The organism is Prescottella agglutinans (assembly GCF_004011865.1).
Lineage (GTDB): Bacteria > Actinomycetota > Actinomycetes > Mycobacteriales > Mycobacteriaceae > Prescottella > Prescottella agglutinans.
Window position 1 is genome coordinate 13,820 of record NZ_RKLP01000010.1, and the last position, 13,198, is coordinate 27,017.

17 protein-coding genes are annotated in these 13,198 nt (G+C 68.6%); 9 read left to right on the plus strand and 8 right to left on the minus strand.

The window, feature by feature from the left end; genetic code table 11:
• Positions 1 to 7: 7 nt before the first annotated feature.
• Positions 8 to 793 (minus strand): SDR family NAD(P)-dependent oxidoreductase, encoded by a 786-nt coding sequence (locus EGT67_RS18305; protein ID WP_127917526.1) that lies wholly within the window; start codon positions 791 to 793, stop codon positions 8 to 10.
• A gap of 90 nt (positions 794 to 883) precedes the next feature.
• The gene (locus EGT67_RS18310) at positions 884 to 2,011 is read right to left on the minus strand and encodes an alpha/beta hydrolase family protein (protein WP_241566122.1); all 1,128 of its coding nucleotides are present in this window, start codon (positions 2,009 to 2,011) and stop codon (positions 884 to 886) included.
• Here EGT67_RS18310 and EGT67_RS25365 point away from each other — a divergent pair.
• Both EGT67_RS25365 and EGT67_RS18315 read left to right on the plus strand, forming a co-directional pair.
• Positions 1,971 to 2,114, plus strand: a complete 144-nt coding sequence (locus EGT67_RS25365) for a hypothetical protein (RefSeq protein WP_241566125.1) — start codon at positions 1,971 to 1,973, stop codon at positions 2,112 to 2,114. The genes EGT67_RS18310 and EGT67_RS25365 overlap by 41 nt on opposite strands.
• A gap of 239 nt (positions 2,115 to 2,353) precedes the next feature.
• Positions 2,354 to 2,854, plus strand: a complete 501-nt coding sequence (locus tag EGT67_RS18315) for a hypothetical protein (protein ID WP_127917528.1) — start codon at positions 2,354 to 2,356, stop codon at positions 2,852 to 2,854.
• Here EGT67_RS18315 and EGT67_RS18320 read toward each other — a convergent pair.
• The 3 genes from EGT67_RS18320 to EGT67_RS18330 all read right to left on the minus strand — a co-directional run bounded on the left by EGT67_RS18320 (position 2,848) and on the right by EGT67_RS18330 (position 5,017).
• The gene (locus tag EGT67_RS18320) at positions 2,848 to 3,399 is read right to left on the minus strand and encodes a flavin reductase family protein (RefSeq protein WP_127917529.1); all 552 of its coding nucleotides are present in this window, start codon (positions 3,397 to 3,399) and stop codon (positions 2,848 to 2,850) included. The genes EGT67_RS18315 and EGT67_RS18320 overlap by 7 nt on opposite strands.
• Positions 3,400 to 3,526: 127 nt before the next feature.
• Positions 3,527 to 4,000, minus strand: a complete 474-nt coding sequence (locus EGT67_RS18325) for a YbaK/EbsC family protein (RefSeq protein ID WP_127917530.1) — start codon at positions 3,998 to 4,000, stop codon at positions 3,527 to 3,529.
• Between the two features lie 15 nt (positions 4,001 to 4,015).
• Complete coding sequence (locus tag EGT67_RS18330) at positions 4,016 to 5,017, minus strand: ABC-2 transporter permease (RefSeq protein WP_241566123.1); 1,002 nt, start codon at positions 5,015 to 5,017, stop codon at positions 4,016 to 4,018.
• A 182-nt stretch (positions 5,018 to 5,199) separates the two neighbouring features.
• Between EGT67_RS18330 and EGT67_RS18335 the strand changes: the two genes are divergently transcribed.
• Entirely contained in the window at positions 5,200 to 5,844 is a 645-nt protein-coding gene (locus EGT67_RS18335) for a TetR/AcrR family transcriptional regulator (protein ID WP_241566111.1), read from the plus strand.
• A 4-nt stretch (positions 5,845 to 5,848) separates the two neighbouring features.
• Here EGT67_RS18335 and EGT67_RS18340 read toward each other — a convergent pair whose 3' ends face one another.
• Entirely contained in the window at positions 5,849 to 6,370 is a 522-nt protein-coding gene (locus EGT67_RS18340) for a 2-oxo-4-hydroxy-4-carboxy-5-ureidoimidazoline decarboxylase (protein WP_127917741.1), read from the minus strand.
• A 230-nt stretch (positions 6,371 to 6,600) separates the two neighbouring features.
• On the opposite strand from EGT67_RS18340, the gene EGT67_RS18345 reads away from it, so the two are divergent.
• Genes EGT67_RS18345 through EGT67_RS18365 form a run of 5 tightly spaced genes read left to right on the plus strand, consistent with a single transcriptional unit; the run spans position 6,601 to position 10,728 of the window.
• Positions 6,601 to 6,954 carry a VOC family protein gene (locus EGT67_RS18345; RefSeq protein WP_127917742.1) on the plus strand — a complete coding sequence of 118 codons (354 nt, stop codon included), beginning with the start codon at positions 6,601 to 6,603 and terminating at the stop codon, positions 6,952 to 6,954.
• Positions 6,955 to 6,973: 19 nt separating this feature from the next.
• Positions 6,974 to 7,411, plus strand: a complete 438-nt coding sequence (locus tag EGT67_RS18350; protein ID WP_127917531.1) for a carboxymuconolactone decarboxylase family protein — start codon at positions 6,974 to 6,976, stop codon at positions 7,409 to 7,411.
• Between the two features lie 39 nt (positions 7,412 to 7,450).
• The gene (locus EGT67_RS18355) at positions 7,451 to 8,281 is read left to right on the plus strand and encodes a crotonase/enoyl-CoA hydratase family protein (RefSeq protein ID WP_127917532.1); all 831 of its coding nucleotides are present in this window, start codon (positions 7,451 to 7,453) and stop codon (positions 8,279 to 8,281) included.
• A 33-nt stretch (positions 8,282 to 8,314) separates the two neighbouring features.
• Positions 8,315 to 10,003 carry an MDR family MFS transporter gene (locus EGT67_RS18360; protein ID WP_127917533.1) on the plus strand — a complete coding sequence of 563 codons (1,689 nt, stop codon included), beginning with the start codon at positions 8,315 to 8,317 and terminating at the stop codon, positions 10,001 to 10,003.
• Between the two features lie 44 nt (positions 10,004 to 10,047).
• Positions 10,048 to 10,728: an SMI1/KNR4 family protein gene (locus tag EGT67_RS18365; RefSeq protein ID WP_127917534.1), complete on the plus strand. Its 681-nt coding sequence runs from the start codon at positions 10,048 to 10,050 to the stop codon at positions 10,726 to 10,728.
• Here EGT67_RS18365 and EGT67_RS18370 read toward each other — a convergent pair.
• On the minus strand, positions 10,707 to 11,213 hold the full coding sequence (locus EGT67_RS18370; RefSeq protein WP_127917535.1) for a hypothetical protein: 507 nt from the start codon (positions 11,211 to 11,213) through the stop codon (positions 10,707 to 10,709). The two genes, EGT67_RS18365 and EGT67_RS18370, sit on opposite strands and share 22 nt — an antisense overlap.
• Positions 11,214 to 11,520: 307 nt before the next feature.
• Here EGT67_RS18370 and EGT67_RS18375 point away from each other — a divergent pair, with 307 nt between their 5' ends.
• A complete protein-coding gene (locus EGT67_RS18375; protein ID WP_127917536.1) occupies positions 11,521 to 12,519 on the plus strand; it encodes a GDSL-type esterase/lipase family protein in 999 nt (332 codons plus the stop codon).
• Between the two features lie 124 nt (positions 12,520 to 12,643).
• On the opposite strand, the gene EGT67_RS18380 is transcribed toward EGT67_RS18375, so the two are convergent.
• Entirely contained in the window at positions 12,644 to 13,117 is a 474-nt protein-coding gene (locus EGT67_RS18380; protein WP_127917537.1) for a carboxymuconolactone decarboxylase family protein, read from the minus strand.
• Positions 13,118 to 13,198 lie beyond the last annotated feature (81 nt).

Below are 13,198 nucleotides of genomic sequence, written 5' to 3' on the forward strand. Positions count from 1 at the left end.
CCCGCGATCAGAGGGTCTTGATCAGGCCGCCGTCGATGACGAAGTCGGCTCCGGTGATGTTGCCGGCCCGTTCGCTCGCCAGGAACAGCACCAGGTCCGCGACCTCCTCCGGTCGGGTGAACCTCCCGGTCTCGGATCCGGCGGCCGCCGCGTCCCTGACCGCCTGCGGAGTGCTGCCGCTGGCGCCCGCGACGACGCTCGCCACGCCCTGCTCGCCGAGCCAGAGGGCGGTCGAGACCGGGCCGGGGCTGACCGTGTTGATCCGAATATCCTGTCGAGCAACCTCTTTGGACAGGGCCTTGCAGAAGTTCGTGAGCGCGGCCTTCGAGGCGCAGTAGTCGATCACCCCCGGGTCCGGCAGGAATGCGTTGACGGAGCTGACCGTGACGACGGATCCGCCTCCGCGGCGCCGTAACTGGGGGAGCGCCGCGCGGGTGGTGCGCACCGCGGACATGAAGTTGACGGTCAGCGTCGCGAGCCAGTCGTCGTCGGTGACGCTAGCGAAGCCACCGAGTCGCGGCGTCGCCGAACCGGCGTTGTTGACCAGGACGTCGACACCACCCAGGTCGGCGGCGACCGCGACCAGCGCGTCGGGTCCGGCCGGGGTGGCGAGGTCGCACGGTACGAACGTGACCGATCCGCCCGGAATCAGCGATTCGAGTTCGGCTGTGAGGGTTCGTGATCCGGCCACCACGTGAGCGCCCTCGGCCGCCAGCGCGGTCGTCACCGCCAGCCCGATGCCCCTACTCGCGCCGGTGACGACGGCGGTCTTGCCGGCCAGGTGAAGGTCCATGACGCCTCGATCCGTGGATCGGACAGTGCCGCAGTCGAGTCTACCGACGCGTGGGTGGCCGTCCCGTGGAATCGGGTTGCTACTCAGGACCTATCGGGCGTAGCGGACTTCCGGGAATCTCCCGTCGGCACCGTCGAGGAGGCCGGTGTCCTGGTTGCGGAGGAAGCGGTCGAACGTTGCAGCCACGTACTGGCGGACGGCGTGAACCGCCCTGGCGGGCGCGATCGTTCCGATGTAGGACCCGGTCACCTCCGGGGCGACCTCCGCGGCGACGGGCGGGATGAGGGTCTGGAGGTCGGTGAAGCTGTGGTGGCCGGACTGCGCCAGTTCGAGTTCCTGCGTCCAGCCCCGCGTGTTGTCCTGGAAGGCGTTCCACGAGCGTGTGAACACGCCCGCGTCCGACACCTGTTGGCTCGACATCAGCAGCATCGGCTGGTCGAGACCGCGTGTCGCTGCCAGGCCCAGGTCGTCGCCGAACCCCAGCATGCCGTCGAGGTTCACTCCGGCATCGATGCGCGGGTCGCGGGCCATCGCCTCGGCCGTGGTGAAGCCGCCGAGCGAATGCCCGAACATTCCGATCCGCGAGGGATCGACGGCCCGACTCAAGCCTGTCGGCAATTCGCGCTGTTCGGCGTCGGGATTGTGTCCGTCTGCGAGTGCGGTGATCTCGTTCAGGACGAACTCGGTATCGGCGATCCTCGCATCGAGGGAAGTCCGGAGCCACTGCGCCGATTGCGCGGAGTCCTCGGGCGGCGCGGTGCCTTCGACGATGCGGCCGCCGGGAAACTCGACGGCCTGCGCGTCGAAGGTGTGGTCGATCGACACCACCACGTACCCGCGACTGGCCAGGTCTTCGGCCTCACCGGTTCCGAGGATGCGAGGCACGGCCGCGCCGGGGGAGAACAGGACGACGGGAAGGCTGCGATCGGCAGTCGGCAGGACGGGCGCACCGCTGTGAGCGTTCGAGTGGACGCCGAGCAGGTTCTGGACCTCGATCGGAAGGTTCAGTGCGGCACCGAGATCCCGCGTGGCACCGGTCGCGAACTCGGTCGAGACGTAGTGCGCCAGCGGAAAGTCCTCGGCGTCCGCGGCCGGATAGGTCACGGTGACCATCAGTTCGCGCCGTCGGTCGGGCCTCCATGGGTCCGCCCTCTCCTCATCCACCAGGTGGAGGGTCGTGCTTCCGACGTCGCTCGGACCCGACGGTGCGGGCAGCACGATGGTCGGATTCGATCCGGGCTCCGCCGCAGCGGTGGCCGCCGAGGCGGTGGACGACGCGATCAGCGCCGATGCCAGTGCACACACCACTCGGGCGCGATGACGCGCCATGTAGCCCCCGATCGTCAGGCATGCGGCGTCCGCGCACGCCGCACAGTCGAACCATTCCTACATGTCCCCGTTGTCGACGGCCAGCCCAGTGTTCGACCCGGCGCGGCTGTGATTCGGTAACGAGACGTGGCTCCGGAGCGAGGAAGCCGGTGTACGCGTCACGATCGCCGGCGAGCCCGAACCCGTCGGCGGCGAGATCGCGCGCTGATCCACAATCGAACGGAGGGGACGATGTCGATCATCGGAAAGTGTTCGGTCGGGCTCATGTCCACGGTGGTGGCGGCCGGGGTGGGAATCGGGATCGCCGCTGCGCCGACCGCGGCAGCGAACCCGCCGCCGCACCCGCTGTCGTCCGCAGAATTCTCGTCCGCGGGCAGCAGCACCACCGGATCGCTCACCGCGGGAGCACTCGCCGCCGCGTTCGACGCCGGACTACCGGTCGTCGAGGCCTTCGGGACCCAGAAACCGCCGTGGTACTCGACGCCGACGGTCTTCTATCGGATCGTCCACGACCGCGCCGCGCTGTCCTCGCCGTCCGCCAAACTCGTGGTGCTCGGACAACGGCCCCCGGACACCTTTGCGGTCGCGCCCGGACCGCTCGGCGCAGCGGGACTCGCCGGGCCGATCGCCACGTGGGACCCACGCGGGATCGACCCGAACGTGCGCTGGACGTTCGTCAGCACCCCCGGCTGTGCCGCGGACTGCGTGGGAGTCGCGTTCTTCGGTTACTGATCGAGCGGCGTCGGCCGGTGGTAGCGGCCCTCGTGGTACAGCAGCGGGGCCGAGGACGCCTCGTCGTCGTTCTCGTTGTGGAGACGCGTGATCAGACCGATCACCAGCGTGTGGTCGCCGGCGGGGATCAACTGGTGCACCGTGGTGCGCATCCAGATCGGGGTGCCGTGGAGGACCGGCTCACCCGTCTCGAGGCGGCCCCACAGCGACTCGTCGCTGAAGCGCTGGTCGGCGCTGCGGGAGAAACGCTGCGACAGGTGCTGCTGATGCTCCCCGAGCAGGTGCACGACGAGCGAGTCGGCGGCGCGCAGCGCATCGATGCTCGACGAGTTCAGCGCGATGTTGAACGAGATAAGCGGCGGATCCATCGACAGCGACGCGAACGACGTCGCCGTGAAGCCGACCGGACCGTTCGGCGAATCGAGGGTCACGATGGTGACGCCTGCCGGGTGGCGGCGCATCGCGGCCTTGTACTCGTCGTTGCTGACACCCGGCTCGGCGGGGACGACAGCAAGTTCGGGCGCGTTCTCGACAGACTGTGACAAGGCATTCTCCGATTCGAACCTGGTGGACTGTCGCCACTATAAGTCCAGGCTCACCTGTCAACCAGGGTTCCGTTCACTCAGCGGGCAACTACGGCTTCCGAGTTCGATCCGGCGGTGCGGTCGACCGTCAGTCCATGTCGACGGCCAGCCCCGCCGTCACCCGCAACAGCTCCGGGAACGTGGTGCGGAAGACGGTGTCGGGATGTCCCGCTGCCGCCCACAGCTCCGGGTAGGCGGCGAGCGCGCTGTCCAGGTAGGTCGGCAGGTTCGTCGGATGCCCCAGCGGGGCGATTCCGCCGATCGGTTGACCGGTCACCTCGGTGACGAGGTCCAGCGGTGCCTGCGTCAAGGTGCCCTGCAGGCGCGCGCCGGTCGTCGCCATGTTCACCTCGTGCGCCCCGGACACCAGCAGCAGCACAGGGTCGTCGTCGAGCAGGAACACCAGAGACTTGACGATGGCACCCAGTTTCACGCCCAGGGCCGTGGCCGCCTCGACCGCGCTGTGCGTCGGCGCCGGCTGGCTGACGATCACCCCGTGATGGCCGCGCGCGATCAAGGTATCGGCGACGTGCGCCGCATTGGGATGCAGCAGCCTGGGCATGGATTCAGAGTAGGACTACTTCGCGGCGTGGGCAGCCGTATGCGCGACCGAACTCGGGGTTCGGCGCGCGCGCCACGCGGTGAACCCGAGCAGCAGGGCGGCGCCGACCGCCGCGTACAGCGCCAGCGCCACCACGGGCTGACCCAGCCCGACGTTGTCGAAGTACACGATGCTGCGCACGCCCTCGGTCCCCGCGCCCGGCGTGATCCACTGGCCGATCGCGGCGTAGAAACTCGGAATCACGTTGGCACCGAAAGCGCCACCGGCACTCGGATTGCCCAGAACGACGAACACCGCGATGGCGAGCGGCACGGCCAGGATGCCGACGGCCGCCCGCAGGCCCAGCGTGAACAGGCCCGTGCCGAACACCACGCCGGTACCCAGCAGCCACAGCGCGAACCAGTGCCCGGCGAAGGTCCCCAGCACGTGCGTCGTGATGAGGGCGCCCAGCGCGCCCGAGGCCACCGCGTAGCCGAACATCACCGCGATATGGGTCCAGGCCTGCCGCAGCGTCGCCGGCGCCCCGATGATCAGGCCGATCGCCGCGGCCAGCAGGTATCCGCCGACGACCCAGCCGATCGACAGGTAGAACCCGGACAGGCCGCGGTTGTCGTGCGCGCCGACCGGGATCTCGTCGCGCACCGTCACCTGGCGGTGCTGATCGTCGGCCACCCGGTCGAAGATCGACTCGAGCGCCGTCGCGATCGAGCTGCCGCCCGCGCTCGCGGTGATCAGCGTGTCCGTGCCGCTCGGTTCGATCACATACGCGCCCTGGATCTCCCGTTCGCTCAGCAGTCGCCGGACCTCGGCGGTGTCGGTCGCAGTTCGGGCGTCGAGCGGATGCCCGTCGAGCGCGTTGAGCTTGTCGGCCGACTGCTGGGCGATGCCCTCGGGCAGGCCGGGACCCGCGACGACCGCGATCTCGATGTCGCGCGGCGTCGGCTGATGGAAGGCCGCGACGTAACTGAGGATGAAGCCGAGTTGCAGCGCCAGGACGCCGACCACCAGCGCGGCCATCACCTTGCCGCTGCCGAAGCGCGCGAGCGGATCGCTCTGTGAGTGGCGCGGCGCGGCGGGTCCGGCGGCGGCTTCCGGGGCTGTGATGGTCGGTGCGGTCACGGGTTGTCCTCGATGTCTCCGGGGTCGAGGCGGCACCGAACGTCTTGTCGATACCGCGGGTATTGAATACCGTAGGTATCGTGACTGGTAGTCGTCAAGAAGAGGTGGCAGCGACGGCGCGTCCGGGACGGGACGTCGTCCGTGCCCGCATTCTGGAGGCGGCCGCCGAGGAGTTCGCCGAGCGGGGATTCGCGGCCGCCCGGCTCGCCGAGATCGCCCGCCGCGCGGGATTCACCAAGGGTGCGGTGTACTCGAACTTCGAGTCCAAGCAGGACCTGTTCGCGGAACTGTTCGCCCAGCGATCCCTCGAGCTCGCCGGCCGGGTGCTGGCCGAGATCGCGGGACTCGCCCTCGCCGACGCGGTCGGCAAGGGCGGTGCCGCCGTCGCGGCGGCCCTCATCGCCGATTCCGAGTGGTCCCTGCTCGTGCTCGAGTTCGGGGTCCAGGCGGTCCGCGACCCCAGCATCAAGCAGGCGTACATCCGCGAACGGCGCTATCTGCGAAGCAGACTCGTCGAGCTGATCGCCGACCGCGCCCGCGAGTGGGGAGTGGACATCGACGTCCGCACCACCGCGCTGTCGCTGACGGCGTTGATCTCCGGCCTGGTGCTCGAGCACACCGTCGACCCCGAGGACGTCGACCAGCAGGCGATCGGGGCCGCCGTCACAGCGCTGTTCGCCGGCGCCGTCGCGCGCGCCGAGTGGAACCTCGGCGACGTTCGGTAGTCGTTCAGTAGTCCGGAAAACCGCCCTCCGGCCCCAGCATTCGCTCCAGCCGGGTGCGTGTGACCTTCGCGAGTTCCGCCGTCCGGACCCGGCGTTCACCGTCGAGGTCGTTGCCCATCCGGGTGGTGAGATCGGCGAGCAGCGCCCGGCCGTCGCGGCCGTCCGAGCACCACACGTAGCGGAACCCGAAGCGTTCCTCGTACACGGCGGCGGCCTCGTCGAGGGTGCGCATGACGGCGGCGTCGTCGACCCACACCGCGCACTGTTCCCGGGACGACGTCAGGCTCCGCCTCCGCGCACCGATCCGGGGATGTCCCTGCAGCACCTGGACGATCTCGGATTCCGGCAGCATGGAGAACTCCTCGTCCGCGCGGGACAGCAGCGCCGCGTGCGTGGCGTACGCGCGCCCGTCGGCGAGGCGGGCCGACCACGACAGGCAGCTGCAGCACTCGAAGAGGGCGTGCACCGCGCGCCGGCGCGGCAGGTCGTTGAACCGGTCCAGGCCGATTCCCTGATGCATGAGCACGGCGCGTCCTCCGTTCGTCGACAGTGGACCCGCCCGGCCGAGGATCCGGGCGGGCAGTTCGATCATGCGCCGGCCGGCGCCGGGAACCGGCCGGTCGGCGCGGATTTTGCGCACATTTAACGAGAGGCTCCCGGAGTCCGGACGACGTTCTTCGCCGGTCCAGGCCCCTGATCCGCCTCGGCCTGGGAGGATTTCGAGTGTCCGACGAACTCGTGGGGCAGGAGGACGGCATGCGCGTTGTGCGAGTGACGGCGAATCTTCGCGTCGCAGACGTCGAGGCCGCCAAGGACTTCTACACCGACTACCTCGGTCTGAGTACCGAGGAGTTCGACATGGGCTGGGTGGCCCGCTACACCTCACCCGACTCCGGGGCGAACGTCCAGCTCGTGACCCGTGATGCGTCTGCACCCGAGAATCCGGTCGTGTCGGTGCACGCCGACGACGTCGACGCCGCGTACGAGGAGGCCCGGAGGCTCGGCTACGAGATCGTGTACCCGTTGACCACCGAACCGTGGGGTGTGCGCCGCTTCTTCGTCCGAGCGCCGGACGGCAATGTCCTGAACGTCGTGCAACACCGCGAATGACGTCTCGAAAGGAACGCTCATGTGCGCCGTGAACCTCAGCAAGCAACACCCCGACATCTACAAGCAACTGATGGGCTTCAGCGCCGAGGCCGATGCGGCGATCGGGGCGGCCGGGCTGGACCCGCTGCTCGGCGAGCTGGTCAAGATCCGGGTCTCGCAGATCAACGGGTGCGCGTTCTGCCTTCGCATGCACACCCGCGACGCGATCGCCAAGGGGGAGACGAGCGACCGGCTGGCGGTCCTCGCGGCCTGGTGGGAGTCGCAGTACTTCGCCCCGCAGGAGCGCGCCGCCCTGGCCCTGGCCGAGCAGGTCACCAGACTGTCGGTCCCGGAAGTGCGGACCTGGGACGACACATCCCTGACCGATCATCAGGCCTCGGCGGTCAGCTGGCTCGCGGTCGTGATGAACGCGTGGAACCGGGTCGCGATCACCAGCCACTACCCGGTCGCCCCCTGACCTGATGTGCGTGCCGGCGCCAAAGGTTACTCTCGAGTAATGACGGAAATGCAGAGTTGGAAGGCGTTCACTGTCGAGCGCAAGGAGCACGTCGCCCAGGTGACCCTGATCGGCCCCGGCAAGGGCAACGCGATGGGGCCGGACTTCTGGGACGAACTCCCCGGCGTCTTCGCCGAACTCGACGCCGACCCGGAGGTGCGTGCGGTGGTGCTCGCCGGCTCCGGCAAGCACTTCTCCTTCGGCCTTGACCTGCCCGCGATGAGCAGCGGGTTCGGGGCGGTCCTCGCCGACAAGGCGCAGGCGGGTCCGCGCACCGACTTCCACGAACTGATCAAGCGCATGCAGTCCGGCATCAACGCCGTCGCGGACTGCCGCAAGCCCGTCGTCGCCGCCATCCAGGGCTGGTGCATCGGCGGCGGCGTCGACCTGATCTCCGCCGCGGACATCCGCTACGCGAGCGCGGACGCGAAGTTCAGCATCCGCGAGGTCAAGGTTGCTATCGTCGCCGACATGGGCAGCTTCGCCCGTCTGCCCGCGATCATCGGCGACGGGCACCTGCGTGAACTCGCGCTGACCGGCAAGGACATCGACGCCGCACGCGCGGAGAAGATCGGACTTGTCAATGACGTGTTCGAGGACGCCGACGCGGTGCTCGCCGCGGCCCACACGACCGCCGCCGAGATCGCCGCGAACCCGCCGCTCGTGGTGCACGGCATCAAGGACGTGCTCGACCACGGCCGCTCCGCCGCGGTCAACGACAGCCTGCGCTACGTGGCCGCCTGGAACGCGGCCTTCCTGCCGTCCGAGGACCTCACCGAGGCCATCACGGCGGTGTTCCAGAAGCGTCCGCCCGAGTTCAAGGGGCGCTGACCGACGATGTGACGGCGACGGTGAGGGGTCGGCATGACCGAGGAAGCGCGAGGCGCTGACCAGGACCCCGAACCGGACGTCGCGGCCGGGCCGCAGGCCACGTTCACGCATCGCCAGATCCTGGCGATCCTCAGTGGCCTGCTGCTCGGCATGTTCCTCGCGGGCCTCGACCAGACCGTCGTCGCGACCGCGATGCGCACCATCGCCGACGACCTCAACGGGTACGCGCTGCAGGCGTGGGTGACCACCGCGTACCTGATCACCGCGACGCTCGTCACCCCGCTCTACGGCAAGCTGTCCGACATCTACGGCCGCAAGTCGTTCTTCATGGCCGCGATCGTGCTGTTCGTCATCGGCTCGATCCTGTGCACCTTCGCCCAGTCGATGTACATGCTGGCCGTGTTCCGCGCGATCCAGGGACTCGGCGCCGGCGGCCTGTTCTCGCTGGCGCTCGCGATCATCGGTGACATCGTCCCGCCCCGCGAACGCGCCCGCTACCAGGGCTATTTCCTCGCCGTGTTCGGCACGTCGAGCGTGCTCGGCCCCGTCATCGGCGGCGTGCTGTCCGGGCAGGAGTCGATCCTCGGGATCGCCGGATGGCGCTGGGTGTTCCTGGTGAACGTGCCGATCGGGCTGGTGGCGCTGGCCGTGGTGTGGCGGGTGCTGCACCTGCCGCCGGTGCACCGGCCCATGCGGATCGACTGGTGGGGCGCCGTCGTCCTCGCCGTCGGACTGGTGCCGCTGCTGGTGGTCGCCGAGCAGGGCCGCTCGTGGGGATGGAGCAGCCCGCAGGCGCTGACCTGCTACGCGATCGGGGTCGTGGGCATCCTCGGCTTCGTCGCCGTCGAGTACGTCATGCGGGACTCCGCGCTGTTCCCGCTGCACTTCTTCCGCAACCAGACCTTCGCGCTGGGCGTGCTCATCAGCTTCCTGGTCGGCGCGGTCATGTTCGGCGCCATCACCGTGATCCCGCAGTACCTCCAGGTGGTGAAGGGATCGACCCCGACGACGGCCGGCTTCCAGATGCTGCCGGCGGTGCTGGGCATCGCGATCGCGTCGGTGCTGTCGGGACAGTTGATCGCCAGGACCGGCCGCTATCGGATCTTCACGGTCGCCGGCGCGGTGCTGATCGCGCTCGCCGCCCTGCTGCTGCACTCGGTGACCGCCGACACCGGCCTGCCGATCTTCATGCTGTACATCTTCGTGCTCGGCCTGGGCCTCGGAAACCTGCTCCAGCCGCTGACCCTCGCGATCCAGAACGCGTTGCCGCCCAAGGACATGGGCGTCTCGACCGCGGCCGCGACGTTCTTCCGGCAGATCGGCGGCACCATGGGTGTCGCACTGTTCCTCTCGATCCTCTTCGCGAAGCTGACCCCCGCGATCAGCACCGAGTTGCAGGAGGCGGCGCAGTCGCCCGAGTTCCGGCAGGCCGTCGCCGAGGGGGCGAACAGTCCGAACCCGGTGGAGGCCGGGATCTCCCACTCGCTCGCGAACGGCGATCCGGGCGCCGCGCGGGCGGCGCTGGAGGACACGTCGTTCATCCAGCAACTCGACGCGACGCTCGCGGCGCCGTTCAAGAACGGCTTCGCGACCGCGTTCGAGGCCATCTACCCGCCGATCGTGGTGCTGGCCGTCGCGTCGCTGGTGCTGATCCTGATCTGGCGGGAGGTGCCGCTGCGCAGCAAGTCCGGCATCGACGACGAGGGATCGGGCGTCGGCTGACAAGCGCCCGCCGGATGGAATTCCGCATCCGTCAGGATGTGCGTATGGAACACGCGCGGACGCACGCGGACCGGATCGCCGAGATCCTGACCGGACTCGATCGACTACGAGCAGTCGATCTGAGGACCACTGTCGTCTCGCTCGGCGACCGAGAGGTCATCGGCTACAGATGTCGCATCCATGGGGCGGCCGTGCATCGCTACGAGCTTGCCGCGCCCGCGGACCCGAACGTGCTCGCGGCATTCGAGAACAGACTCGGGGTGGGCCTACCGGCTGACTACCGCGAGTGGATCACCCGGGTGGGCGACGGCGGAGCCGGCCCGATGCTCGGGTTGCTCCCACTGTCGCAGGAGGCCGAGGACGCCGCGATCGACTACGCCGCGGACTTCCCCTTCACCGGCGAGCAACCCTGCCTGCCCGCCGCCGAGGACTCCGAGTTCCAGTGGGCGGAGAACATAGGCCGGATCCACCGCGGTGCGACCATTCTCGCGAACGAGGGAGACGGCATGTACGACCTCCTGGTCCTGCGCGGACCGGCCGCGGGGCAAGTGTGGTGGCACAGCTACGAGCACGCCGCCGCGCTGCCGATATTCCACCCCGACACCCAGGAGCCGCTGACCTTCCTCGACTGGTACGAACTCTGGCTCGCCCGCGCGCTCGACCCGGAACTGGGCCAGGTGGGAAGCTTCGCCGAGTTCGCCGATCACGGCGCGAACCGCCCCTGAGTCGTCCCGTTCCCGACTCGAACCGGCCTGAGTGTGAACAGGTTGTCGGAGGTGTCGACGACAGCTTGGAGGCGGGCGCCGACTCGCATGACCGGTTCGGGTTCGCACCGGAACCAGCCCTCGAACGGTGGTACGTCCGGCCCGGCGATCCGCAGTGTCAGCACCGCCCACTCGGTCTCGCCGTCGGTGGTCGTTTCCATGTCGACAATCTCCGCGACCGCGGGCCGGCCGGATCGTCGCAGTCGCGCGAAGTCCGCTCTCTCCTCACCCGCATCGCTCCACAAGGAGGCGCCCACGACCATCAAGACTGGTACGCCGAGGAACCCGTAGAGGGCCTTCTCCCACCAGGCGGCATCCATGATGATGAGCCCGATGAGCGTGCCCAGAGCGCCCAACCAAGCCAGCGCGGCAACGCAGCGGGCCGAAACGAAACTGCCGCCGGTGAATACGGCCGCCCGACCGGTCATGTTCCCATCGGTGCTCATGTCGTGATTGTCGCACCCAGGGCCGCGTCGGCGGCCCGAATCACCAACCGGAGCTGCCGCGTTTGCGTTCACGCCACCGCTGGTGGTGCGGGCACGTGGAGCACTTCGGTGGTCGACTCCCGATCGTCCCGGTCCCTCGTCCCGTTCCCTCTCCGAATTCTCTCTTTCCGGACTTGACCGAACGATGTGCGTTGCGGCTGTTACGGTTTCGTGTGCCGACCGTTACAGGTCGACGCTGTCAGGCAAGCCCGATGCCGCCGGTGGGTCAGGTCCCGGAGGCCCGATCGGTTCGCGATGAGGGGTCGACATGCGTGTGAAGGTTCTGCGGTCCGTGGTGGTTGCCGCGGCGCTGGCGATCGGGTCGGTCGGACTGCCGACAGTTGCTGCGGCGGACCCCGGGGGAGGGCCGACCTACTATCTGGCACTCGGTGATTCGTTGGCGGCGGGGTATCAACCGAACACTGGACACGACGAGCCGGTCTCCTACACCAACGACATCTACGATGCGCTGAAGGCGTCTGATCCGAACCTGGAATTCGTCAACCTGGGATGTGACGGCGAGACGACGGCAACGATGATCGACGGCGGCAGATGCACCTATCCGGGTGCGACGTCGCAGCTCGACGCCGCGACAAAGTTCCTCGAGGCGCACCGAGGCAAGGTCAAGTACGTGACCGAAGGCATCGGCGCCAACGACGTGTATCACTGCCTGTCGGGCGGCTCCGGATCCCTCGGCTCGTCCGGTGTTCCGGATGCGGGCTGCATCGCGCAGGCGCTCGCCACGGTGGGGCAGAACCTGGCCGAGATGAACCGTCAGCTGCGCGACGCCGGCGGCAACGAGCCGCGATACGTCGGTATGAACTACTACGACCCGGCATTGGCCGGCTGGCTGAAGGGCGGCCTGACCCGCGTGGTGGCATCCGGGACTGCCGCGTTGAACAATCTGTTCAGCGACACGATCACGCGCGCCAACTCGTCGGCCGACTGGAAGACGGCGAACGTGCTGACAGCGTTCTCGAACAACGACTTCACCCCGATCGACGTCCCCGGCTTCGGCACCCTGCCGACGAACGTGGCACGGATCTGCGAGTGGACGTGGATGTGCACGCAGTACCAGGACATCCACGCGAACCCGACGGGGCATCAGGTCATCGCCGACACCTTCCTGCCGCTGCTGGACGACGGTGGGAACGGTTCCTCGGGCTCCTCCGGGTCGCTCGGTTCCAGCGGTTCCAGCGGCTCGGGCGGGTCGCTGGGATCCAGTGGCTCACTCGGTTCCAGCAGCTCGACCGGGTCAGGGTCGTAGGCGCGGTCGATCGGAAATCACTCGTCAGCGACCCGGCTCCGGCAACCAGGGCCCAGCGCGAGCCGTGAGGTGGTAGTGGACCAGCCATCCGGTGAGGTCGTCGATTTCGGCCGCGGCAGACGTCTCAGCCGAACTGGCCGGGGGTGTAGCTGCCTGCCGGGGTGGCCGCGATGACGTTCATCCGATTGTAGGTGTTGATCAGGGCGATCAGTCCGATCAGCGCCGCGAGCTGTTCGTCGTCGAAGTGCTTGGCGGCGTTGGCCCAGACGTCGTCCGGGACGCCGCCCGCGGCGTCGGCGATGCGGGTGCCCTGCTCGGCCAGTTCCAGCGCGGCGCGCTCGGTGTCGGTGAACACGGTGGCCTCCCGCCAGGCCGCGACCAGGTTCAACCGCACGGAGGTCTCGCCGGCGTGGGCGGCGTCCTTGGTGTGCATGTCGGTGCAGAAGCCGCAGCCGTTGATCTGGCTGGCGCGGAGCTTGACCAATTCCTGGGTCGCGGCAGGCAACGTGGAGTCGCTGATCACCTTGTTCGCCGAGTTGATGTACTTGGCGAACTTGACGGCGGTTTCGTTGCTGTAGAAGTCGAGACGCGCGTTCATCGTGCTTCCTCCTGGTGCGTTGTTTCGCGGTCACAAGGAGGACGAGGCAGGTTCGAAATGTGTGACCGAGTGTGATGCAGG

Coding starts and splice junctions, on each gene's coding strand:
- EGT67_RS18350 (WP_127917531.1), top strand. CDS start 6,974: ATGTGCGCCGTGAACCTCAGCAAGCAACACCCCGACATCTACAAGCAA.
- EGT67_RS18370 (WP_127917535.1), bottom strand. CDS start 11,213: ATGAGCACCGATGGGAACATGACCGGTCGGGCGGCCGTATTCACCGGC.
- EGT67_RS18345 (WP_127917742.1), top strand. CDS start 6,601: ATGCGCGTTGTGCGAGTGACGGCGAATCTTCGCGTCGCAGACGTCGAG.
- EGT67_RS18380 (WP_127917537.1), bottom strand. CDS start 13,117: ATGAACGCGCGTCTCGACTTCTACAGCAACGAAACCGCCGTCAAGTTC.
- EGT67_RS18305 (WP_127917526.1), bottom strand. CDS start 793: ATGGACCTTCACCTGGCCGGCAAGACCGCCGTCGTCACCGGCGCGAGT.
- EGT67_RS18355 (WP_127917532.1), top strand. CDS start 7,451: ATGACGGAAATGCAGAGTTGGAAGGCGTTCACTGTCGAGCGCAAGGAG.
- EGT67_RS18375 (WP_127917536.1), top strand. CDS start 11,521: ATGCGTGTGAAGGTTCTGCGGTCCGTGGTGGTTGCCGCGGCGCTGGCG.
- EGT67_RS18365 (WP_127917534.1), top strand. CDS start 10,048: ATGGAACACGCGCGGACGCACGCGGACCGGATCGCCGAGATCCTGACC.
- EGT67_RS18330 (WP_241566123.1), bottom strand. CDS start 5,017: ATGGCCGCGCTGGTGGTCGGCGTCCTGGCGCTGCAACTCGGCTTCATC.
- EGT67_RS18360 (WP_127917533.1), top strand. CDS start 8,315: ATGACCGAGGAAGCGCGAGGCGCTGACCAGGACCCCGAACCGGACGTC.
- EGT67_RS18325 (WP_127917530.1), bottom strand. CDS start 4,000: ATGCCCAGGCTGCTGCATCCCAATGCGGCGCACGTCGCCGATACCTTG.
- EGT67_RS18315 (WP_127917528.1), top strand. CDS start 2,354: ATGTCGATCATCGGAAAGTGTTCGGTCGGGCTCATGTCCACGGTGGTG.